The 22,410-nt window shown below is 71.4% G+C and carries 19 protein-coding genes and 1 riboswitch; of the genes, 12 read left to right on the top strand and 7 right to left on the bottom strand.

Annotation, left to right across the window (positions count from 1 at the left end):
* The first annotated feature begins 33 nt into the window (after positions 1–33).
* The 7 genes from ACZ7MF_RS02310 to rarD all read left to right on the top strand — a co-directional run bounded on the left by ACZ7MF_RS02310 (position 34) and on the right by rarD (position 9,318).
* A complete protein-coding gene (locus tag ACZ7MF_RS02310) occupies positions 34–1,260 on the top strand; it encodes a sensor histidine kinase (RefSeq protein ID WP_471474034.1) in 1,227 nt (408 codons plus the stop codon).
* Between the two features lie 113 nt (positions 1,261–1,373).
* Positions 1,374–2,741 carry a sensor histidine kinase gene (locus tag ACZ7MF_RS02305; protein ID WP_471474033.1) on the top strand — a complete coding sequence of 456 codons (1,368 nt, stop codon included), beginning with the start codon at positions 1,374–1,376 and terminating at the stop codon, positions 2,739–2,741.
* Between the two features lie 275 nt (positions 2,742–3,016).
* Complete coding sequence (locus tag ACZ7MF_RS02300) at positions 3,017–3,676, top strand: response regulator transcription factor (RefSeq protein ID WP_275898184.1); 660 nt, start codon at positions 3,017–3,019, stop codon at positions 3,674–3,676.
* A 389-nt stretch (positions 3,677–4,065) separates the two neighbouring features.
* Complete coding sequence (locus tag ACZ7MF_RS02295; RefSeq protein ID WP_471474031.1) at positions 4,066–6,003, top strand: 2-oxoacid:acceptor oxidoreductase subunit alpha; 1,938 nt, start codon at positions 4,066–4,068, stop codon at positions 6,001–6,003.
* Positions 5,996–7,054 (top strand): 2-oxoacid:ferredoxin oxidoreductase subunit beta, encoded by a 1,059-nt coding sequence (locus ACZ7MF_RS02290; protein ID WP_471474030.1) that lies wholly within the window; start codon positions 5,996–5,998, stop codon positions 7,052–7,054. The genes ACZ7MF_RS02295 and ACZ7MF_RS02290 overlap by 8 nt, the downstream gene beginning before the upstream one ends.
* 192 nt (positions 7,055–7,246) lie before the next feature.
* The gene (locus ACZ7MF_RS02285; protein WP_471474029.1) at positions 7,247–8,101 is read left to right on the top strand and encodes an SDR family oxidoreductase; all 855 of its coding nucleotides are present in this window, start codon (positions 7,247–7,249) and stop codon (positions 8,099–8,101) included.
* Between the two features lie 164 nt (positions 8,102–8,265).
* A complete protein-coding gene (gene rarD / locus ACZ7MF_RS02280; protein ID WP_471474027.1) occupies positions 8,266–9,318 on the top strand; it encodes an EamA family transporter RarD in 1,053 nt (350 codons plus the stop codon).
* A 21-nt stretch (positions 9,319–9,339) separates the two neighbouring features.
* Here rarD and ACZ7MF_RS02275 read toward each other — a convergent pair whose 3' ends face one another.
* Positions 9,340–9,993, bottom strand: coding sequence for a CGNR zinc finger domain-containing protein (locus tag ACZ7MF_RS02275; RefSeq protein WP_471474026.1), 654 nt, complete (start codon positions 9,991–9,993; stop codon positions 9,340–9,342).
* Between the two features lie 21 nt (positions 9,994–10,014).
* Between ACZ7MF_RS02275 and ACZ7MF_RS02270 the strand changes: the two genes are divergently transcribed.
* Both ACZ7MF_RS02270 and ACZ7MF_RS02265 read left to right on the top strand, forming a co-directional pair.
* On the top strand, positions 10,015–10,485 hold the full coding sequence (locus ACZ7MF_RS02270; protein WP_471474025.1) for a VOC family protein: 471 nt from the start codon (positions 10,015–10,017) through the stop codon (positions 10,483–10,485).
* A 174-nt stretch (positions 10,486–10,659) separates the two neighbouring features.
* A complete protein-coding gene (locus tag ACZ7MF_RS02265; RefSeq protein WP_471474023.1) occupies positions 10,660–11,631 on the top strand; it encodes a M28 family metallopeptidase in 972 nt (323 codons plus the stop codon).
* A gap of 36 nt (positions 11,632–11,667) precedes the next feature.
* Here the strand turns inward: ACZ7MF_RS02265 and ACZ7MF_RS02260 are convergent, their stop codons facing one another.
* A complete protein-coding gene (locus ACZ7MF_RS02260) occupies positions 11,668–13,035 on the bottom strand; it encodes a tetratricopeptide repeat protein (RefSeq protein ID WP_471474022.1) in 1,368 nt (455 codons plus the stop codon).
* Between the two features lie 249 nt (positions 13,036–13,284).
* Between ACZ7MF_RS02260 and ACZ7MF_RS02255 the strand changes: the two genes are divergently transcribed.
* On the top strand, positions 13,285–13,887 hold the full coding sequence (locus ACZ7MF_RS02255) for a flavodoxin family protein (protein ID WP_471474021.1): 603 nt from the start codon (positions 13,285–13,287) through the stop codon (positions 13,885–13,887).
* An 11-nt stretch (positions 13,888–13,898) separates the two neighbouring features.
* On the opposite strand, the gene ACZ7MF_RS02250 is transcribed toward ACZ7MF_RS02255, so the two are convergent.
* The 4 genes from ACZ7MF_RS02250 to ACZ7MF_RS02235 all read right to left on the bottom strand — a co-directional run bounded on the left by ACZ7MF_RS02250 (position 13,899) and on the right by ACZ7MF_RS02235 (position 18,329).
* Positions 13,899–14,804, bottom strand: coding sequence for an ABC transporter permease (locus tag ACZ7MF_RS02250; protein ID WP_471474019.1), 906 nt, complete (start codon positions 14,802–14,804; stop codon positions 13,899–13,901).
* On the bottom strand, positions 14,791–15,774 hold the full coding sequence (locus ACZ7MF_RS02245; protein WP_471474018.1) for an ABC transporter ATP-binding protein: 984 nt from the start codon (positions 15,772–15,774) through the stop codon (positions 14,791–14,793). The genes ACZ7MF_RS02250 and ACZ7MF_RS02245 overlap by 14 nt, the downstream gene beginning before the upstream one ends.
* Positions 15,775–15,827: 53 nt before the next feature.
* On the bottom strand, positions 15,828–17,060 hold the full coding sequence (locus tag ACZ7MF_RS02240; RefSeq protein ID WP_471474016.1) for a LolA family protein: 1,233 nt from the start codon (positions 17,058–17,060) through the stop codon (positions 15,828–15,830).
* 258 nt (positions 17,061–17,318) lie between these two features.
* Complete coding sequence (locus tag ACZ7MF_RS02235; RefSeq protein ID WP_471474015.1) at positions 17,319–18,329, bottom strand: polyprenyl synthetase family protein; 1,011 nt, start codon at positions 18,327–18,329, stop codon at positions 17,319–17,321.
* Positions 18,330–19,036: 707 nt separating this feature from the next.
* Positions 19,037–19,205: riboswitch (cyclic di-AMP (ydaO/yuaA leader) on the top strand.
* 4 nt (positions 19,206–19,209) lie between these two features.
* Here ACZ7MF_RS02235 and ACZ7MF_RS02230 point away from each other — a divergent pair.
* On the top strand, positions 19,210–19,701 hold the full coding sequence (locus ACZ7MF_RS02230; protein ID WP_127895025.1) for a transglycosylase SLT domain-containing protein: 492 nt from the start codon (positions 19,210–19,212) through the stop codon (positions 19,699–19,701).
* A gap of 52 nt (positions 19,702–19,753) precedes the next feature.
* Here ACZ7MF_RS02230 and ACZ7MF_RS02225 read toward each other — a convergent pair whose 3' ends face one another.
* The gene (locus tag ACZ7MF_RS02225; RefSeq protein ID WP_471474013.1) at positions 19,754–20,563 is read right to left on the bottom strand and encodes an HAD family hydrolase; all 810 of its coding nucleotides are present in this window, start codon (positions 20,561–20,563) and stop codon (positions 19,754–19,756) included.
* Between the two features lie 365 nt (positions 20,564–20,928).
* Here ACZ7MF_RS02225 and fahA point away from each other — a divergent pair, with 365 nt between their 5' ends.
* On the top strand, positions 20,929–22,188 hold the full coding sequence (fahA, locus tag ACZ7MF_RS02220; protein ID WP_471474012.1) for a fumarylacetoacetase: 1,260 nt from the start codon (positions 20,929–20,931) through the stop codon (positions 22,186–22,188).
* Positions 22,189–22,410 lie beyond the last annotated feature (222 nt).

The raw sequence follows: 22,410 nt of genomic DNA, 5'->3' as shown, positions 1-22,410 counted from the left end.
CGCGGCGCCGCGCCGCACGGCACGCTGACGTGTATGACCGAACGCCTCTCGACATCCAGCCTCGCCGGGACCACCGGCGCAGCGGCCGGCGACCGCCTGCCGCCGGCCCGTTTCGCCTATGACCGGCACACCTGGAAGGAGATCGCCCACCTGCTGGCGAATTTCCCGGCGGCGCTGCTCGGCTTCATCTACGTGGTGACGATGCTGTCCGTCGGCATTGGATTGACGGTCACGGTGATCGGGCTCCCGCTGCTGGCGGCCGGCCTGCTGGGCGCACGGCAGCTGGGCAAGCTGGAGCGGGCGCGGACCAGGGCGCTGCTCGGGGTGCGGGTGGACGAGCCGAGCCCGCTGCCGTTGCGGAGCGGGCGCGGCTTCTTCGCGCAGTTGTGGATGTCGTTGAAGGACCCGGTGGGCTGGCGCACGGTCCTGTACGCGTTCATCCGGTTCCCCTGGGGCGTCGCCACGTTCCTCGTCACCCTGACGTCGTTGTTCGTGCTGTGGCCCGTGCTGCCGTTCATCGCGCGGGGCCTGGCCAACGCCGACCGGGCGATGGTGCGGGGGCTGCTGTCCCCGTCCGACGAGCTGGAGCGGCGGATCGCCGAGCTGGAGTCGGACCGGGGCGTCGTGGTCGACACGGCCGCCGCCGACCTGCGGCGCATCGAGCGCGACCTGCACGACGGCGCACAGGCCCGCCTGGTCAACCTCGCCATGGGTCTCGGCCTGGCGAAGGAGAAGCTCCTGGAGGACCCCGACGCGGCGGCGGCCATGGTCGACGAGGCGCACGGCGAGGTGAAGCTGGCCCTCCAGGAGCTGCGGGACCTGGCTCGCGGCATCCATCCGGCCGTCCTGACCGACCGCGGCCTGGACGCGGCGCTCTCCTCGGTCGCCTCTCGCTGCACCGTGCCGGTCAAGGTGACCGCCGACCTCGCGGAACGCCCCGCGGCCGCCATCGAGGGCATCGCCTACTTCACCGTCTCGGAGCTGCTCCAGAACGTGAGCAAGCACAGTGGGGCGAGTTCGGCCTCCGTGGAGGTGTGGCGGTCGTCCGACCGACTGCTCATACAGGTGGGGGACAACGGCCACGGCGGCGCGAGCCTCGACGGTGGTACGGGGATGAAGGGCCTCGCCGACCGGCTGTCCGCCGTCGACGGTCTCTTCGTCGTCGACTCGCCGGAGGGTGGCCCGACCACGATCACGGCCGAGCTGCCGTGGCGGGACCGCACGGAAGCCGGCTCGGCCGGCTCGCGCCCCAGGGGGTAGGGAAAACCCCACTCCGCAGACGCCGACGGGCTCCATGGGCCGCGGCGCCGCGGTCGAGGAGGGTGGAGTTACGACAGCACAGCCGTAGCGCGACGAGGAGAGGGACGGCACCGATGGCCACGGAATACGGACAGGGTTACGGACTCGGGAGCGGGTCCGGCTTCCCCGGGCACACCGGTGACCGGCGCCACCGGCTGCCTGCGGGGCTGCGGGCACCGTTCGAGGCGCGCAGCTGGCGGGAGTTCGGCTATGTCCTGGTGGGCCTGCCGGTCGGCATCCTGCTCTTCACGTACGCCGTGACGATGGTGTCGCTGGGGGCGGGCCTGCTGGTGACGTTCCTGGGGGTGCCGGTGCTGGCGGCCGCCCTCGCCGGGTGCAGGGGCTTCGGGGCGATGGAGCGGGCGCGGGCCCGTGCCCTGCTGGGACTGCGGGTCCCCGAGCCGGAGCCGCTGCGGCTGAAGAAGCAGGGCGCGATGGGCTGGATGGGGGCCGTGCTCAAGAGCGGCGCTTCCTGGCGGAGCCTGCTGTACGCGGTGCTGCAGTTCCCGTGGTCGGTGTTCTCGTTCGTCGTCGCCGTGAACGTCTGGGCGTTCGGGTGGGCGATGCTGACGTACCCGCTGTGGTTCTGGGTGTTCCCGATGTACGCGGGCCAGGACGGGCTCCAGCTGTACGGCGACGAGACGCACCGGGTCTACCTGGACAACCCCTTCGAGATCGCCGTGACCGCGCTGGTCGGTCTGTTGTTCACGCTGGCGACGCCGTGGCTGGTGCGGGCGCTGACGACGGTGGACCGGGTCATGGTGCACGGGCTGCTCGGACCGTCGCGGCTGGCGACGCGGGTCGTGGAGCTGGAGTCCGACCGGGGGGTCGTGGTCGACACGGCCGCGGCCGACCTGCGGCGCATCGAGCGTGACCTGCACGACGGGGCGCAGGCGCGCCTGGTCACCCTCGCCATGGACCTCGGTCTGGCCAAGGAGAAGCTGAAGGAGGACCCCCGGGCCGCGGCCGTCATGGTGGACGAGGCGCACGGTGAAGTGAAGACGGCGCTCCAGGAGCTGCGGGACCTGGCCCGGGGCATCCACCCCGCGGTCCTGACCGACCGCGGTCTGGACGCGGCGCTCTCCTCGGTCGCCTCGCGCTGCACCGTGCCGGTGCGGGTGGAGGTCGACCTGGCGGAGCGGCCGGCCTCGGCGATCGAGGGCATCGCCTACTTCACCGTCTCGGAGCTGCTCCAGAACGTCAGCAAGCACGCGCGGGCCACGTCGGCCGCCGTGGAGGTGTGGCGGGTGGAGAACCGGCTGATGCTCCAGATCGTGGACAACGGCGTGGGCGGCGCCGACGCGTCGGCCGGGTCCGGGCTGGCCGGTCTGGCGGAGCGGCTGGACGCGGTGGACGGGATCCTCGTGGTGGACTCGCCGGCCGGAGGTCCGACACGGATCACGGCGGAGCTGCCCTGGCGGAACGAGCCGCTCACCGGATGATCGGCACAGCGGCGGCGGGCCGGCGCCCCCAGGCGAAGCGGCCGTCGAGAACCGGCCATCGAGTGGCCGAACCCGGACCGATCCCGGGACCGGTACCGGCGCCGGTACCGGGATCGGTAGCCGGGACTTCCCGTTCTCTTCCCGTTGCCCCGGGCATCCGGCCTCCGATGCTGGGATGCTGGACCTGTCGCACGGACGGTTCGTGAACGCGGCGCGTGCCGCGCGGGCCGTGAGGTGCACGGGGCTGTGGGGGGCCGAGGATCGTGGAGGACAGGGTGCGGGTGGTCATCGCCGAGGATTCAGTGCTGCTCCGAGAGGGGCTGACCCGGTTGCTGACCGACCGCGGGCACGAGGTCGTGGCCGGTGTCGGCGACGGTGAGGCACTGGTCAAGACCATCACCGAGCTGGACGCGCAGGGCGAACTGCCGGACGTCGTGGTGGCGGACGTACGGATGCCGCCCACGCACACCGACGAGGGGGTGCGGGCCTCGGTGCGGCTGCGCAAGGCGCATCCCGGTCTCGGCGTGCTGGTGCTGTCCCAGTATGTGGAGGAGCGCTACGCGACGGAGTTGCTGGCCGGTTCCAGTCGGGGCGTGGGCTATCTGCTCAAGGACCGGGTGGCCGAGGTGCGGGAGTTCGTGGACGCGGTGGTGCGCGTGGCGCAGGGCGGCACGGCGCTGGACCCGGAGGTGGTCGCGCAGCTGCTCGGGCGCAGCCGCAAGCAGGACGTCCTCGCCGGGCTCACCCCGCGTGAGCGGGAGGTGCTGGGGCTCATGGCCGAGGGACGGACGAACTCGGCGATCGCCCGGCAGCTCGTGGTGAGCGACGGGGCCGTCGAGAAGCACGTCAGCAACATCTTCATGAAGCTGGGGCTGTCCCCGAGCGACGGTGATCACCGCAGGGTGCTCGCGGTGCTGACCTATCTCAATTCCTGACATCGGCGGCCCACGCCTCGGAAGCACCGGCCCGCTCCGGCTAGGGCCTGTCCGGCGGATCAGGTCGCAGGAAGGACGCGGAGCGTCGGCAACCGACGACAACGCCGCAGATGCGCGTGCCAGACCCCGCGTCTGCGGCATGATCCGCCGGACAGGCCCTAGGCGAACGCTCATCCGGACGAATGAGAAACCGGAGGACGGGCGGTGTGCGTCCTCACCGGTGCCGGGGGCGGGAAAACCTTGGGATTCCAGGGCTGTGGGCCATCTCGAAGTCGTGTCCATCATGCGAATGTCCACCGGAAGTCACGGCGTGCGGACGTAGGGTTGATCCTGGGACGGTCGGTGGGAGACCAGTCCCCGGACAGCCGTCCCGAGGGAGGTCCAGTTAAGTGACCAGCCAGGTCAGCAGCCCAGCGGAGCAGGCCGACGGAACCGACGAGACCGTCGTGGGAGCACAGCGCAAACCGGTGGGGACGAAGGACGTCCGCCGGCTGGACCGGGTGATCATCAGGTTCGCGGGGGACTCCGGCGACGGGATGCAGCTCACCGGCGACCGGTTCACCTCGGAAACGGCGTCGTTCGGCAATGATCTGTCGACGCTGCCGAACTTCCCGGCCGAGATCCGGGCCCCTGCCGGCACCCTGCCGGGCGTCTCGTCCTTCCAGCTGCACTTCGCCGACCACGACATCCTCACGCCGGGCGACGCCCCGAACGTGCTGGTGGCGATGAACCCGGCCGCGTTGAAGGCGAACGTGGGCGACCTGCCGCGCGGCGCGGAGATCATCGTCAACACGGACGAGTTCACCAGGCGCGCGATGCAGAAGGTCGGCTACGAGACGTCTCCGTTGGAGGACGGTTCGCTGGACGGCTACCACCTGCATCCGGTGCCGTTGACCACGCTGACCGTCGAGGCGCTCACGGAGTTCGACCTCAGCCGCAAGGAGGCCGAGCGCAGCAAGAACATGTTCGCGCTCGGGCTGCTGAGCTGGATGTACCACCGGCCCACCGAGGGCACGGAGAAGTTCCTGACGTCGAAGTTCGCGAAGAAGCCGGAGATCGCCGCCGCGAACATCGCGGCCTACCGCGCGGGCTGGAACTTCGGCGAGACCACGGAGGACTTCGCGGTCTCCTACGAGGTGGCACCGGCGGCGACGGCGTTCCCGCCCGGCACCTACCGCAACATCTCCGGGAACCTGGCGCTGGCCTACGGCCTGATCGCCGCGTCCCGCCAGGCGGACCTGCCGCTCTTCCTGGGCTCGTACCCGATCACCCCGGCATCGGACATCCTGCACGAACTCTCGAAGCACAAGAACTTCGGTGTGCGCACCTTCCAGGCGGAGGACGAGATCGCCGGGATCGGCGCGGCGCTGGGTGCGGCCTTCGGCGGGTCGCTGGCGGTGACGACGACGTCCGGTCCGGGCGTGGCGCTCAAGTCGGAGACGATCGGGCTCGCGGTGAGTCTGGAGCTGCCGCTGCTGGTGGTGGACATCCAGCGCGGCGGTCCTTCCACCGGTCTGCCGACCAAGACGGAGCAGGCCGATCTGTTGCAGGCGATGTACGGGCGCAACGGCGAGGCACCGGTCCCGGTCGTCGCCCCGCGCACGCCGGCCGACTGTTTCGACGCCGCTCTGGAGGCGGCGCGGATCGCGCTGACGTACCGGACGCCGGTCATCCTGCTCTCCGACGGCTACCTGGCCAACGGCTCGGAGCCGTGGCGGATCCCCGAGCCGGACGAGCTGCCGGACCTGACGGTGCAGTTCGCGCAGGGCCCCAACCACACCCTGGACGACGGCAGTGAGGTGTTCTGGCCGTACAAGCGCGACCCGCAGACCCTGGCCCGCCCCTGGGCGGTGCCGGGCACACCGGGCCTGGAGCACCGGATCGGCGGCATCGAGAAGCAGGACGGCACCGGGAACATCTCCTACGACCCGGCCAACCACGACTTCATGGTCCGCACCCGGCAGGCCAAGGTCGACGGCGTCGACGTCCCCGACCTGGAGGTCGACGACCCGGACGGCGCACGGACACTCGTGCTGGGCTGGGGCTCGACGTACGGGCCCATCACCGCCGCCGTGCGGCGGCTGCGCACCGCCGGCGAGGAGATCGCCCAGGCCCACCTGCGCCACCTCAACCCCTTCCCGCCCAACCTCGGCGCCGTCCTCGCCCGGTACGACAAGGTGGTGGTCCCCGAGATGAACCTCGGTCAGCTCGCCACCCTGATCCGGGCGACGTACCTGGTCGACGCCCAGTCCTACAACCAGGTCAACGGCATGCCGTTCAAGGCGGAACAGCTCGCCACGGTCCTGAAGGAGGCCATCGATGACTGACGCGGGCGCACTGCTCCAGCTCGTCCCCAAGGCCGAGGGCAAGCAGTCCATGAAGGACTTCAAGTCCGACCAGGAAGTGCGCTGGTGTCCCGGCTGCGGCGACTACGCGATCCTCGCCGCCGTGCAGGGCTTCATGCCCCAGCTCGGACTGGCGAAGGAGAACATCGTCTTCGTCTCCGGCATCGGCTGCTCCTCCCGCTTCCCGTACTACATGAACACCTACGGGATGCACTCCATCCACGGCCGCGCCCCCGCCATCGCCACCGGGCTCGCCTCCTCCCGGCGCGACCTGTCGGTCTGGGTCGTCACCGGGGACGGCGACGCGCTCTCCATCGGCGGCAACCACCTCATCCACGCCCTGCGCCGCAACGTCAACCTCAAGATCCTGCTGTTCAACAACCGGATCTACGGCCTGACCAAGGGCCAGTACTCCCCCACCTCCGAGGTCGGCAAGATCACCAAGTCGACCCCGATGGGTTCGCTGGACGCGCCCTTCAACCCGGTCTCCCTCGCCCTCGGCGCGGAGGCGTCCTTCGTCGCCCGGACCGTCGACTCGGACCGCAAGCACCTCACCGAGGTGCTGCGCCAGGCCGCCGAGCACCCGGGCACGGCCCTGATCGAGATCTACCAGAACTGCAACATCTTCAACGACGGCGCCTTCGACGCCCTCAAAGACAAGCAGCAGGCCGAGGAGGCCGTGATCCGCCTGGAGCACGGTCAGCCCATCCGCTTCGGCACCGACGGCGCCAAGGGCGTCGTACGGGATCCGCGGACCGGTGACCTGGAGGTGGTCGCCGTCACCGCGGACAACGAGGCGGACATCCTGGTCCACGACGCCCACGCCACGTCCCCGACCACCGCCTTCGCGCTCTCCCGCCTCGCCGACCCGGACACCCTGCACCACACCCCGATCGGCGTCCTGCGCTCGGTCCAGCGGCCTGTCTACGACACCCTCATGACCGAGCAGCTCGACACCGCCGTCGAGAGAGACGGCAAGGGCGACCTCGCCGCGCTGCTGGCCGGCAACGACACCTGGACGGTCGTCGGCTGACGAGGCGCCGTTCACCGCACACGTGGTCCCGCACACGTGGTCCCCGCACACGAGAGGGGCCCGGACGATTCCCGTCCGGGCCCCTCTCGCTTACCTACAAGTAAGTACCTTACTTCAAAGTTGGCACTTTCCTCTGGTTAGCGCAGCTCTTAAGGTTAGTAGCAACGAACCCCCACAAGGAGCACTGAAACCATGAGCATCGTCGTCACCGGAGCCACCGGACACCTCGGCCGCCACGTCGTGCGGCAGCTGCTGGAGAAGGTGTCGGCCGACCAGGTCACCGCGGTCGTCCGGGACCGCGACAAGGCCGCCGACCTCGCCGCCCAGGGCGTGCGGCTCGCGATCGCGGACTACAACTCCCCCGAGACCTTCGACGACCTGTTCGCGGCCGGCGACCGGGTCCTGTTGATCTCCGGCAACGAGTTCGACAAGGGCCGCGTGCGGCAGCACACGATCGTGATCGAAGCGGCGAAGAAGGCCGGCGTCGCCCTGCTCGCCTACACCAGCGCCCCCGAGAGCCTCAAGGCCGCGCTCGCCGACGACCACCGCGCCACCGAGGAGGTGCTGGTCGGCTCGGGCGTGCCGTACACGCTGCTGCGCAACGGCTGGTACCACGAGAACTACACCGAGCAGCTCGCCCCCGTCCTGGAGCACGACGCCGTCGTCCAGGCGGCCGGCGAGGGCCGGATCTCCTCCGCCTCCCGCGCGGACTACGCGGCCGCCGCCGTCGCCGTACTGACCGGCGAGGGCCACGAGAACACCGCGTACGAGCTGGGCGGCGACGAGGCCTGGAGCTTCGCCGAGTACGCCGCCGAGCTGAGCCGGCAGACGGGAAGGGAGATCGCCTACACCCCCGTCTCCATCGAGGCCTACACCGGCATCCTGACCGGCGCCGGGGTGCCCGGACCGCTCGCGGACGTCTTCGCGGGCGTGGACGCCGCCATCGCCAAGGGCGAGCTGGTCGTCTCCACCGGCGATCTGTCCCGGCTGGCCGGCCGCCCGACGACACCGCTCGCCGAGGCCGTCGCCGTCGCACTCAAGGACTGACCTCCACCCTCCGCGGACCCCGCCCCACCCCGGCCCACCCCGTCTCACCCCGCCTGTCATGACCGTATTCCGATACGGGCATGACAGGCGGCCGGGTGCGGCGCTACCTTCGTCCTGGCATGCCTCCCCGTCCCCGGCATGCCGTGTGCGAGAAGGAGGTGCCCGTGGCCGGGTCGTCCAGGAGTGATCAGCGAGTAGGCCTGCTGAACGGCTTCGCGGCGTACGGGATGTGGGGGCTCGTCCCGCTGTTCTGGCCGCTGCTCAAGCCCGCCGGGGCCGGGGAGATCCTCGCCCACCGGATGGTGTGGTCCCTCGCCTTCGTCGCCGTCGCCCTGCTCTTCGTACGGCGCTGGGCCTGGGCCGGCGAGCTGCTGCGGCAGCCGCGCAGGCTCGCCCTGGTCGCGGTGGCCGCCGCGGTCATCACGGTCAACTGGGGCGTCTACATCTGGTCCGTGAACAGCGGCCATGTCGTCGAGGCCTCGCTCGGCTACTTCATCAACCCGCTGGTCACCATCGCGATGGGCGTGCTGCTGCTCAAGGAGCGGCTGCGGCCCGCGCAGTGGGCGGCGGTCGGCACCGGCTTCGCGGCCGTGCTCGTGCTCGCCGTCGGCTACGGCCAGCCGCCGTGGATCTCGCTCTGCCTCGCCTTCTCCTTCGCCACGTACGGCCTGGTGAAGAAGAAGGTCAACCTCGGTGGCGTCGAGTCGCTGACCGCCGAGACGGCGATCCAGTTCCTGCCGGCGCTCGGCTACCTGCTGTGGCTGGGCGCGCAGGGCGAGTCGACCTTCACCACGGAGGGCGCCGGACACTCGGCCCTGCTCGCCGCGACCGGCGTCGTCACGGCGATCCCGCTGGTCTGCTTCGGCGCGGCGGCGATCCGCGTGCCGCTGTCCACACTGGGGCTGTTGCAGTACCTGGCACCGGTCTTCCAGTTCCTGCTCGGCGTCCTCTACTTCGGCGAGGCCATGCCGCCCGAGCGCTGGGCCGGCTTCGGGCTGGTCTGGCTGGCGCTGACGCTGCTCACCTGGGACGCGTTGCGCACGGCCCGCCGGACCGCACGGGCGCTGCGGGAGCAACTGGACCGGACGGGCGCGGGCGTGCCGCCGGTCAAGGGGGAAGCCGCTCCGCGAGAGCCGGGCGTCGTGGCCTCCGGCACTCCGGCGCCGGGTTCCGCCGACGCGCCCCAGCAGCACGGCGCCAGGGCGGGGAAGCCGTAACGGCACCTCGCGGGCGCCGGGTCAGGGCTCGTCCGGCGCCTGCCGGGCACGGTGGGCACGGACCTTCTCCCGGTTGCCGCAGTGTTCCATCGCGCACCAGCGGCGGCGCCCGGGGCGTGAGGTGTCGACGAACAGCAGGAAGCAGTTGTGCGCACCGCACTCGCGGATGCGGTCCGCGTACGGACCGGTGAACAGCTCGATCGCGTCGCGCGCCACCGTCGACAGCAGCCGGGGCCCGGTGGCGCCCGGGGCCCAGCCGCGCGTGCCGTCCGGTTCGAGGCGGGTGGCGAGCGGGGGCACGGCCGCGGCGGCGTTGACGACGTCCAGGTGGTCGGGGCGGAGCGGCCGTCCGTGGGCGCGGTCCGCGGCGAGGAGGAAGAGGGCGTCGCGCAGATCCCTGGCCCGTTCCACGTCCGTCCGGTCCGCCGACAGGTCCAGCCCGTCCGGCAGCCGGCTGCGCTCGGCCCAGGTCACCAGATCGGCGGGCTCGTGCAGCACCTCCCAGCGCGCGAAGTCGCCCGGCCCGCCCGTCGTCAGCAGTTCGAGGCAGAGCGCGCCCGGGTCGAAGCGGTACGACTTCCCCTGGGACGACACCAGTGTCAGTCCGGGAGGGCGGCCCGGGACCGACTTCGGCGTTTCCCGCGATTCCGGCGATTCCGCTGTCCGCTCGGTCATGCAACCAGTATAAGTGGTTACATGACAGCGACCTCAAGACCCGCACCCCTGCATTTCAAGATCGTCATCGACGCGGCCGCCCCGCACGCGCAGGCGGACTTCTGGGCCGCGGCCCTCCACTACGAGGTGGAGGACAACAGCGCGCTCATCGAGAAACTGCTGGGCTTCGGGGCGGTACCGGCGGAGTTGACCGTCGAGTCCCACGGCCGCCGCGCCTGGCGGGACCTGGCCGCCGTACGCCACCCCGACGACCCCTTCCAGGAGGAGAGCGGCACCGGGCTGGGGCGACGGCTGCTGTTCCAGCGCGTACCGGAGGCCAAGGCCGTCAAGAACCGGGTCCACCTGGACGTGCACGCCGCGGACGGCCGGAGGGAGGAGGAGGTCGCCCGGCTCGAGGCGCTGGGGGCGAGTGTGCAGCGGCGGGTGAAGGAGGCGGGCGGGGAGTGGGTGCTGATGACGGACCCCGAGGGGAACGAGTTCTGCGTCCACTAGGGCGGCACTATGGCCGGGTCCGCCCGGGGTGCGAGCAGAGGGCTTCCGCTATGTGTGACGCCGTGGCCGGATAGCGGTCTTGACGGGCGGTCAGTCCCACCCGCACCATCCAGGCACCCCATTGACTGCGGGGTCCCCTCCCCAGGGACCTCCTAGGAATTCGGAGCCCCCCACATGCAGCTCCTCCCTTCCGGGCGCGCACTGACGGCCGGAGCCGTCGCCGTCGCCACGCTGATGGCCGGCGGTTCCGCCGCCGGCGCGGCGACCGCGCCCGCACCCGCGCACCCCGCCACCGGCGCCACTGCCGCCACCGCGCCCGACATACCGATAGCCAACGTCAAGACCCATCTCTCGCAGCTCCAGTCGATCGCCACGGCGAACGGCGGCAACCGTGCCCACGGGCGCGCCGGCTACCAGGCCTCCCTCGACTACGTGAAGGCCAAGCTGGACGCCGCCGGGTTCACCACCCGCGTGCAGCAGTTCAGCGCCTCGGGCCGCACCGGGTACAACCTGATAGCGGACTGGCCCGGCGGCGACGCACATCAGGTTGTCATGGCCGGATCACACCTGGACAGCGTCGTCTCCGGGCCCGGTATCAACGACAACGGCTCCGGTTCCTCGGCCGTCCTGGAGACCGCGCTCGCCGTCGCCCGGTCCGGCTACCAGCCGACAAAGCACCTGCGCTTCGCCTGGTGGGGCGCGGAGGAACTGGGACTCGTCGGCTCCCGCCACTACGTCGACAGCCTCGGCTCCGCGGAACGCGCGGAGATCAGCGGCTACCTGAATTTCGACATGATCGGCTCGCCCAACCCCGGCTACTTCGTCTACGACGACGATCCCACGATCGAGAAGACGTTCAAGGACTACTTCGCCGGTATCGGCATCTCCACGGAGATCGAGACCGAGGGCGACGGACGCTCCGACCACGCGCCCTTCAAGAACGCGGGCGTCCCCGTGGGCGGTCTCTTCAGCGGCGCGGACTACCGCAAGACGTCCGCGCAGGCGGCCAAGTGGGGCGGCACCGTGGGCCAGCCCTTCGACCGCTGCTACCACTCGTCCTGCGACACCACCGCCAACATCGACGACACGGCCCTGGACCGCAACAGCGACGCCATCGCCTACGCGGTCTGGGAACTGTCGCAGTAGGGCGAGCGGCCCCGCGCACGCACCGACGGGTCGGCGTCAGCCGGCCTGGGCGCGGGCGCGTTCGGTGAGGCGGCCCATGCGGGTGCGGACGGAGTCCAGTTGCTCGGCGTCCTCGGCGGCCGGGCCGTCCTCGGCGGCGAGTTCGGACCAGAGGCCGACCAGGTCGTTCCCCAGTTCCAGGCCCCGTGCGGCATCGCGTACGGCACGCCAGGCGGTCGCGGCGCTCTGGACGTTGCCGTACGCGGCCTCGGCGTCGCCCGAGCGCCGGTGTATCCGGGCCAGGTCCAGGGAGAGCTGGAAGGCACGGTCCGGGTCGCCGGACAAGTAGGCGATGTACGCGGTGAGTTCACGGAGCCGGAGCACCTCGGCGTGCTCCGGCCCGAGCGTGCGCGAGGCCTCCGCCACCGTCTGCTCCGCCAGCCGCGCCGCGGCCTCCGTACGTCCCTCCTTGACGGCCTCGTTGATACGGGCCGTCGGCTCCGCGAGCAGGGCCGGGGCGGTGGCGTCACCAGGCGCGGTGAGCGGCGCGTCCCCGAGCACGGCCTCGGCCACGGCGTCGAAGCCGCGGGCCGGAGTGGGCTTGGGGTCGGGGTCGAAGTACGGGTCGGGGACCGACTTGGACGCGGGAGCGGGAGCGGGCGTGGGAGCGGGCGTGGGCGTGGCAGCAGGCGCGGCTTCCGGCTCAGGGATCGGCTCGGGGATCGGCTCAGGGATCGGCTCGGGCGCCGGGGTCGGCCCCGGTGCGGCGAAGGGGCCGAACGTCGGTCGCGGCGCCGTGTCCCGCGCGGCGCCGGTCGTGGACGCACCGTCCATGCGCGGGGGCGGCCCGAACGCACCCGTCGGCGGCGCCACCGTGCCGGGCGGCGTCCCCTGGGCCGGTTCCGGCAGGGCGCGCAGCGTGAAGGTCGGCGCGGCGGCGCTGCCGGACCGCTCCCGCTCCGTCCCGGACACCGCCGGCAGCGGGAACGTCGGCGTGCCGTCCCGGGCCGGTACCACCGAGCGCAGGAAGTGCGTGGGCCGGTCGTGCCGTACGGGTGCCTCGACGGGGGCGTCCACGGCAGCCTCCTCGTGCGCGTCCTCCGATGCCGTCGGCACCGGGTCCGCGGCGAGGTGGCTCGAGCCGTCCGGGTCGACCCGGAGCGGGACGGAGTAGCCGAGGCGCCGGTCGTGGATCGTGGCGAGGACGGGACGACCGGCGGCGAGGGCGAGGCGGTGGAGGCGGTTCAGGACGGCGTTCTGGATCTCCTCGCCCGGGGCCGCGACGACCGGTGAACCGTCGACCGAGGCACCGCGTGCGCCGGAGTCGCCGGCCGGCACGTGGACGTCGATCGGCGTCGCGGCGGGACCTGGCGAGCCCTCGGCGCGCTCGTGTTCCCGCTGCCTGTCGCGGCCGAGTCGAGACATCGTTCCCCCACTCATCTGCGGCTTCCGTCGGCGGTTTCCGTTCCCTGCCGTCCAGAGCCTGTCATGCCTGTCGTGCACCTGCTTCGAGTCTCTCCGCTCGCTCCCGATTCTCACGTCACCGGGGTGTCACAGGCTCGTTCCAGGAGGTCACGCCGCGCGATGGGCCGTGCCGATACAGGCATCTCAATGCGTGTGCATATAATGCATACGCAGGTTATCGTCTCTCGCCGATCAATCCTGGGGGTTCTCATGACGCGCCGCTTCCTCTTCCTGCCGGGCAGCACCCGCCCCGACGGCAACACCGAGTCGCTCGCCCGCCGTGCCGCCGAACAGTTGCCCGCGGACGTCGAGCAGCGCTGGATCGACCTGGCCCGGCACCCCCTGCCCGAGTTCGAGGACCTGCGGCACGACAGCGACCACACGCGCCCCACGGAGGGCAACGCGCGCCTGCTGCTCGACGCCACCCTCGCCGCCACGGACATCGTGATCGCCTCGCCGCTGTACTGGTACACGCTGTCCACACCGGTCAAGCGCTACCTCGACCACTGGTCCGGCTGGCTGCGCACCCCCGGCCTCGACTTCAAGGCGACCCTGGCCGGCCGCACCCTGTGGGGCGTCACCGCGCTCGCCCACGAGGAGCAGGAGGTCGCCGACCCGCTGATCGGCGCTCTGCGCAACTCGGCTGCGTACATGGGCATGCGGTTCGGCGGGGTGCTGCTGGGCAACGGCAGCAAGCCCGGTGACGTCCTGCGGGACACGGAGGCGCTGGCCCGCGCCAAGACCTTCTTCGCGCGGGAGGCGCCGTTCGCGCGGTTCCCGTACGAGCAGGCGGACGCCGTGACCGCGCCATGAGCAAGCCCTGACTACGCGGTGATGTCCTTCGTCGTGAACCGGGCCCAGGCCGCCGAGCCGAAGACCGCCGCGTAGAGGGCCTGGAGGCCGAGGTTCTTCACCAGGTCGTCCCAGTAGACCGGTTCGCGCATCACGTCGGCGAAGGAGAGCCAGTAGTGCGAGAAGAAGTACGGCTGGAGGGCGTCGAGCTGGGGGATCTGGTCGAGGATCTGGACGGTGATCAGCAGTCCGACCGTGGTGGCCATCGCCGCGATGCCGCTGCCGGTCAGGGTGGAGACGAACAGGCCCAGGGCCGCGATACCGACGAGTGAGGCGGCCACGACCAGGGCGATCAGCAGCGCCCGTCCCAGCCCTTCGGCGTAGCTGATCCGGGTGCCGGAGATGGTGATCAGGTCGCCGACCGGGAACAGCAGGGCGCCTACCGCCAGCGCCGAGACCGCGACCACCAGGGTGGCGGCGAGGCAGAACGCGATCACCGTCGCGTACTTGGTGAGCAGCAGCCGGGAGCGGCCCGCCGGGGCGACCAGGAGGTAGCGGAGCGTGCCCGCGCTCGACTCGCCCGCGATCGCGTCGCCCGCGACGACGCCGATGGCCATCGGCAGGAAGAACGGGAGGGTCGCGGCGAGCGCGGTGAAGACCAGGAACAGCCCGTTGTTGCTGACCTGCGAGATGAACGCCGGTCCCGCGCCGCCACCGCCACCACCACCGCCGCCGGGCGAGGACCCGTCACTCGTCTCGATCTTCACGGCGATGCCCACCAGGATCGGCACGGCGGCGAGCACGGCCAGCAGGGCGAGGGTGCGCCAGCGCCGGAAGGTGGTCAGCAGCTCGTTGCGGAACAGCCCGAGGGACCACAGCGGACTCGGGGTCCGCGGCGATTCCCTCACCGGCTCGCCCAGCACATCAGCCCGCGACATCGAAGCCCTCCCCGGTCAGCGCCACGAACGCGTCCTCCAGCGAGGCCCGTTCCACAACGAAGCCCCGGACCCGGACGCGGGCCACGACCAGCGCCGCGTTCACCTCGGCGAGGTCGCGCTCCGGTGGCTCCGCCGTCACCCGGTCGCCGTCGACGACCACGTCCGCGGCCCCCTGCTCCTTCAGCACCCGGGCGGCGTCGCCCGCGTCCGGTGTGGTCACCACCAGCAGGCCGCGTGCCCCGGCCGCCAGGTCGGCCACCGCGCCCTGGGTGATCAGCCGCCCCTGCGCCATCACGGCGGCGTGGGTGCACACCTGCTCGATCTCGTCCAGCAGGTGGGAGGAGAGGAAGACGGTGGTGCCGTCGGAGGCCAGTTCGCGCACGAGGGTGCGGATCTCGCGCATGCCCTGCGGGTCGAGTCCGTTGGTCGGCTCGTCCAGGACGAGCAGGCGGCGCGGCTGGAGCAGCGCCGCGGCGAGGCCCAGCCGCTGCTTCATACCGAGCGAGTACGCCTTCGCCTTCTTGCCGCCGGCGGCCGCGAGGCCCACCCGGTCCAGCGCCGCCGCGACGCGCTCGCGCCGGGTGCGCGGGTCGGCGGTCGGGTCGGCGGCGTCGTAGCGCAGCAGGTTGTCCCGGCCGGAGAGGAAGCCGTACAGGGCCGGGCCCTCGATGAGGGCGCCGACCCGGGGCAGTACGGAGCGGGACGCGCGCGGCATGGGCCGGCCGAGGACCCGGGCGCTGCCCGAGGTGGGTTCGATCAGCCCCATCAGCATGCGGATGGTGGTGGTCTTGCCGGAGCCGTTGGGCCCGAGGAAGCCGAAGACACTGCCCGCCGGGACGGTCAGGTCCAGACCGTCGACGGCGAGTTGTCCGCCGCGGTAGCGCTTGGTGAGCGCGCGGGTGGCGATGACGGCGTCATCCGCGCTCCCCTGGTCGGGGCGCTCCGGCTCCGTGGCGGACGCTTCGGCCATCGGCTCCCTCTTCTCGTCCTCTTCGCCGTACGGGTGGGGATGCTGCGCAGGTCCTACTTGGCGGCGTCGGCCGCCTTCACCAGCGCGTCCTTGGTGACCGCACCGGCGTAGACCTTGCCGTCGTCCGTGATCAGGGCGTTGACCAGGCGGGTCTTGAAGACCGTGCCCGAGCCGAAGTCACCCTTGACCTGGTCGCCGAAGGAGCCGAGGAAGCCGCCGAGGCCGCCGAGGTCGCCGCCCGCGGAGGCCGTGGGCAGGCCGCCCTGGGCGCCGGTGTCGAAGGTGGCGATCGAGTTCCAGCCCTCGCCGATGACCTCGAGGCCGTCCATCCCCTCGGCGAGGTCGCCCTCGGCCCCGCGCCCGTGCTCCGGGGCCTTGGCCCGCTCACCGGCCTCGTCGGCCTCGGTGACCTTGGCCCCCTCGGGCGGCGTGAAGTCGAACGTGGACGCGTCCGGCTTGGCGAAGCTGACCTTGGTGAAGCCCACGTCCACGACGGCGGCGCCGCCGCTCGCCGGGGTCAGGGTGAACTTCAGCGGCGTGCCGGTCTCGGCATCCACCGCCACGGTGATCGCACCGACCGTGGATCCTTCCTGCTTGGGCTCGACGACCAAGCGGTAGGCGTCCCGGCCGGCCACCTGCGCGGTGCCGCCGACGGTGACGGACGTGGTGTCGTCGACCGACTTGAGCGCCTCATCGGCGAAGTCCTTCGGAGTGGCCGGCACGTCCTTCTCCGGCCGCTCGGCGCCGTCGGGGGCGGTGGAGTGGTAGACCTCGTTGGACTCGCTGTCGTAGCCCCAGACGTCCTTGCCGTTGTGGATCAGGCTGTACTCGGCGGCGTTCTCCAGCAGGGACAGCTTCTGCCGGTCGGGGCCGTCGGCCGCGACGCGCAGCGTGTGGCTGCCGGACACCAGCTCGGTGAGCTTGGCCGAGGGGTCGGCGGCGGAGCCCTCGTCATCGCCGCCGGAACCCGGACCTCCGGACATCCCGGACATCAGGCCGCTCTCCAGCCCGCCGAGGTCCGGCAGACCCAGGTCGGTGTTGATGCGCACCGTGCCGGACAGCTGCTGGACGTCCGACTTGGCGATCTTCTCTATGAGCTGCTCCGCCGTGACCTTCGGCAGGTCGGGGTCGCCGGAGTCGGCGAGCGCGGGGACGAGCCCGATCGTCGCGGCCGCCACTCCCATCACCGCGACCGGGACGACGTACCGCGCGGCCTTGCGCCGTCCGGCCCGCAGCTCCTCGCCCTCCCCGGCGGTCGTGTTGTCGTCGGAATCGATCGGTGCCATGTGTGCCCTACCTCCGTCGTCGGCGGCGGCTGTCTCGCGACCTCGCACTCGTTCACCCGTGAGCCGCCATTCTCACCCGAATCGGTGAGGATTGGTGTTTTTCCGTGGTGTCCATCTGACCAAATCGCCGGAGCACAAGCGTCAGACCGCGGGCTCAACTCCGCCTACTCCTGCGGGATGACACGCAGGGGTGCCGACTCCCCCGGCCCGTAGGGGACCGCGACGGACCGCGGGGCGGCGACGGACCGCGGGGTGCGGTCAGCCGGCCCGGTGGACCACCGCGTCGCACAGCTCCACCAGCGCGGCCTTCGCGTCGCACTCCCGCAGCGGGGCCAGCGCGGCCCGGGCCTCCTCGGCGTACCGGACGGTGTCCCGGCGGGCCTGCTCCAGCGCGGGGTGGGCGCGCAGCAGGCGCAGCGCCTCGGCGTGCCGCGCGTCGTCGCTCAGGTCGGAGTCGAGCAGCTCGCACAGCGCGATGTCCTCGGCGAGCCCCAGCCGGGCCGCCCGCTCGCGCAGCCGCAGTACGGGCAGAGTGGGGATGCCCTCACGCAGGTCCGTGCCGGGCGTCTTGCCGGACTCGTCGGAGTCGGAGGCGATGTCCAGGACGTCGTCCGCGAGCTGGAAGGCGACGCCGAGCCGCTCGCCGTACTGGGTGAGGACGTCCACCACCGTCTCGTCGGCGCCGGACATCATCGCGCCGAACCGGCAGGAGACCGCCACCAGGGAGCCCGTCTTGCCGCCCAGCACGTCCAGGTAGTGGTCGACCGGATCGCGGCCGTCCTGCGGGCCGGCCGTCTCCAGGATCTGACCGGTGACCAGCCGCTCGAAGGCGAGGGCCTGGACGCGGACCGCCTCGGGGCCGAGGTCGGCGAGGATCTGGGAGGCGCGGGCGAACAGGAAGTCGCCGGTGAGGACCGCGACCGAGTTGTCCCAGCGGGTGTTCGCACTGGCTACGCCGCGCCGCACGGCGGCCTCGTCCATCACGTCGTCGTGGTACAGCGTGGCGAGGTGGGTCAGCTCCACGACCACGGCCGAGGGCACGATCCCGGGGGCGTAGCGGTCTCCGAACTGGGCCGAGAGCATCACCAGCAGCGGCCGGAACCGTTTCCCGCCGGCCCGCACCAGGTGCTGGGCGGCCTCCGTGATGAACGGCACCTCGCTTTTGGTTGCCTCAAGCAACCCTTCCTCGACAGCAACCAATCCGGCCTGGACATCGACTTCCAGAGCCTGGTCCCGCACGCTCAGCCCGAACGGCCCGACGACGGTCACGAGGGGTCTCCTGTCTGCTGGTGTCTACTGGCGATTACCTGGTTTGTCGATAGGTCGCTGCCACCACTCAAGTCAGCGTATCCGGTCACGTTTCGATCACCGCTAGCGCCCACCGTTACAGGCTGGTCGGTATCGGATCATGAACGGTATGTTTTTGATCAGGTGATATGAGCAGATTTTGATTGATATCGCCAGAGGGGACGAGCCGGAGCCGGAGGGCGAACGGGCCGGAGCCGCCACCGAAGATCCCACCACTCCTCCCAACGGCCCGCACTTCGAGAACGTCACCCGATCGACAAGCCCGCCTCCTCCCCGCTCCCCCCTCCGCACCCTCCCCCTCTGCACCCTCTCCCTTCGCACCCTCTCCCCTTCCCCGCTTCCCGCCCCTCCCGGCTCGACACCCGAAGCCGTCCCCACCCGCGGCCGGTTGACCCCTAGTTGGGGTTAATGCCCTATTTGCCGTACTTGTTGAAGCCAGTGAGTTGGCTCACTCCGGACGCCCCGCAGGCAACCCCGTCGGAACCTGTGCCCTCCCTTTGCCCCGCAAGCCAGTTGGGGATTGACAGCAGCAAAGGATCAAGAGCCTCAAAGGCCTCAGACCAAGGTCAACAGGCATGTTGGGTGATTCCTGCACTTGTTCCGGACATGTGCTCTCGCATACGTTCCCGGCCTGTCGGGTGGACGCCGAATCCTGCCACCGCCCGTCGCACAGTCATCCACCCAACAAACTCGCAGGCAGGAGCGGGGGACCCAGGTAAGTCGCCGCACCGGTCACCACCGGAGCGGCTCGGGGTGAAGCCGTACCCGTCAGGGCACGGCCGGGCACCTCCCCGCCCGAACCCGACAGCTCACCTCGTAGGCGTAAGGAGAGGGACATCGCATGTCTGCCAACGGTCAGAACCGTCACGCCCGCACCAGCCGCCTCGCCCGCAAGCTCGCCGTGGCCGGCACCGGTGCCGCGGTGCTCGCGCTGCCGCTCATCGGCGCCACCACCGCTTCCGCGGCCACCCCGGCCGCCGCCACGACCGCCACCACGGCGGCCACGACTTACCCGGACAACCTCGACGGCTGGATCCGCGAGTCGCTCGACATCATGGCCCAGCACGGCATCCCCGGGACCTACGAGGGCATTCACCGCAACATCATGCGTGAGTCCTCCGGCAACCCGCTCGCCATCAACAACTGGGACATCAACGCCATCAACGGCACCCCGTCCAAGGGTCTGCTCCAGGTGATCGACCCGACCTTCCAGGCGTACCACGTCGAGGGCACCTCCTGGGACCCGTACGACCCGGTCGCCAACATCACCGCCGCCTGCAACTACGCGGCCGACCGCTACGGCTCGATGGACAACGTCTTCAGCGCGTACTGAGCCGCCCCGCCGCGGTAGCGCGTCACGCGGCAGCGCACCGAGCGGCAGCGCATCAAGAAGTACCGAAGATCCGATCGAGGACGACGGCCACGCCGTCGTCCTCGTTCGTCGTGGTGACCTCGTCGGCCACCGCCTTGAGTTCGGGGTGGGCACCGGCCATGGCGACACCGTGGGCCGCCCACTGGAACATGGGGATGTCGTTGGGCATGTCCCCGAAGGCGATCGTCCGCCGCCGCTCCAGACCCAGGTGCTCGGCGGCCAGCGCCAGACCGGTGGCCTTGGTGATGCCGCAGGGCTGGAGCTCCACCGTGCCGGGCCCCGACATGGTGACCGTCGCGAGGGAACCGACCACCGCGCGAGCCGTCGCCGCCAGTTCGTCGTCGGTCAGCTCGGGGTGGCGCAGCAGCACCTTGCTGATCGGCGTGGACCACAGCTGCGCACGCCGCTCGACGCGCACCGCGGGCAGCGTCGGGTGGGGCATCAGGTAGCCCGGCTCGATGAGGGTCAGCCCGTCGACGCCGTCCTGGTCCACGGCGGCGTGCACCTGGCCCACCTCGGCCTCGATCTTGCCGAGCGCGGTCTCGGCCAGCTCCCGGTCCAGGGTGACCGACCACAGCATCCGGTGCGCGCCGGCGTCGTACACCTGCGCGCCCTGTCCGCACACCGCAAGCCCCGTGCAGCCGAGCCGGTCGAGCAGGGAGCGCACCCGGGGTGCCGGGCGCCCCGTCACCACCAGGTGCCGCGCACCGGCCCCGGCGACCCGCGCCAGCGCGGCCAGCGACCGGTCGGAGACGGTGTCGTCGCCTCGGAGCAGCGTGCCGTCCAGGTCGGTGGCGACGAGTGAATATGCGGTGCGGTCCATGATCAGAGAATACGGACACCGCACCCGTCCGACTCACCCGTGACCGCTTCCGAACGAGGGCGTAGCGAGTGCGCTCGAACCCGCACGGGGTTGCACGAAGAGGCCCGATGATGTCCGAATCCTGACACATCATCGGCTAAAGCCGGTTCAGGGCCTGTGTCCCGGTTGGCAGCGACATGGCACGCCGACCATCCGCAGGCGCCAAGATCGCGTCCCGGGCCCCGCCGCCTTCGGTCGCACTGCCCAACAGCGGCACGTCACCCGTAACGTGTGGCCCGACCACGTGTCACGCGACGCACACCGATCGCGTGGCGCACACGGCGCGCACGGCGCACATGGCGAGCACGAAAGCGAGGCAGCACCCGATGCCCCCCTTCGATGTCCCCGAGGGCGACCCCTTCGGCCCGCACAACCTTCCGTACGGCGTGTTCTCGATCCCCGGCTCGCTCGACCGCACGGACCGGACGGTCGGCGTCCGGCTGGGCGACCACGTCCTCGACGCGGGTGCGGCGGCCCACGCGCTCGGCTCGCCGTACGCGGCCCTCCTCGCGCAGCCCACCCTCAACCCGCTGCTGGCGGCCGGGCGCACGGCGTGGTCGGACGTGCGGCGCGCGCTGACGGCGTGGGTGACGGTCCCCTCCCACCGCGAGGCCCTGGAGCCGTTCTTCCACCCGCTGTCGTCGGTGACCCTGCACCTGCCCTTCGAGGTCGCCGACTACGTCGACTTCTACGCCTCCGAGAACCACGCCCGCAACGTCGGCCAGATCTTCCGCCCCGACGCCGCCGACTCCCTCACCCCGAACTGGAAGCACCTCCCGATCGGCTACCACGGCCGCTCCGGCACGGTCGTCGTCTCGGGCACGGACGTCGTACGCCCGTCGGGGCAGCGCAAGGCCCCGGCCGACGCCGCACCCGTCTTCGGCCCGTCCGTCCGGCTCGACATCGAGGCGGAGGTCGGCTTCGTGGTCGGTGTGCCGTCCGAACTGGGCAGTCCGGTCGCGCTCGGCGACTTCCGCGAGCACGTCTTCGGGCTCTGCCTGCTCAACGACTGGTCCGCGCGGGACGTCCAGGCCTGGGAGTACGTCCCCCTCGGTCCGTTCCTCGGCAAGTCCTTCACCACATCGGTGTCGGCGTGGATCACGCCGCTGGACGCGCTGGAGGAGGCCCGGGTGGCGCCGCCCGAGCGCACGCACGAGCTGCTGCCCTATCTGGACGACACGGACACCGACCAGGACGACCCCGGCGGCTACGACCTGCGGATCTCCGTCGCCGTCAACGGCCACGTCGTCTCCGAGCCGCCGTTCTCCACCATGTACTGGACGGCCGCCCAGCAGTTGGCCCACATGACGGTCAACGGAGCCTCGCTGCGCACCGGCGACCTCTACGGCTCGGGCACGGTGAGCGGGCCCACCGAGCGGGAGCGGGGGTCGCTGCTCGAACTGACCTGGAACGGCCGCGACCCGCTGGAACTCCCCGACGGCAAGCGGACGTTCCTGGAGGACGGCGACGTGGTGACCCTGTCGGCCTGGGCCCCGGGACCGGACGGTGTCCGGGTGGGACTGGGAGAGGTGACCGGGCGAGTGGTCGGCCGGGGGGTCGGGCAGGGCGTCGGGCAGGGCGCCTGACGGTACGCCCGACGCTGCGTCCGACGGAATGCGGGGCCTGTACGCCCAAGGTCCGTACGTCCAAGGTCCGTACGCCCAGGTTCCGGAAACGGTGTCCGCCGACACCTGACTCACACCGCCCGGCCCCGTCATACTGGCGTCGGGCGGTGTGCGCGCACGGCCCGGCCCAGCACCACCCCTGTACAGCCAGAGCCGCCCATCCTTCGACCAGGATCCGGAGCC

The sequence above is a fragment of the Streptomyces sp. NPDC111628 genome (assembly GCF_055635195.1).
Note: the sequence above shows the minus strand (reverse complement) of the source record. Positions and strands in the feature narration are given on the sequence as shown.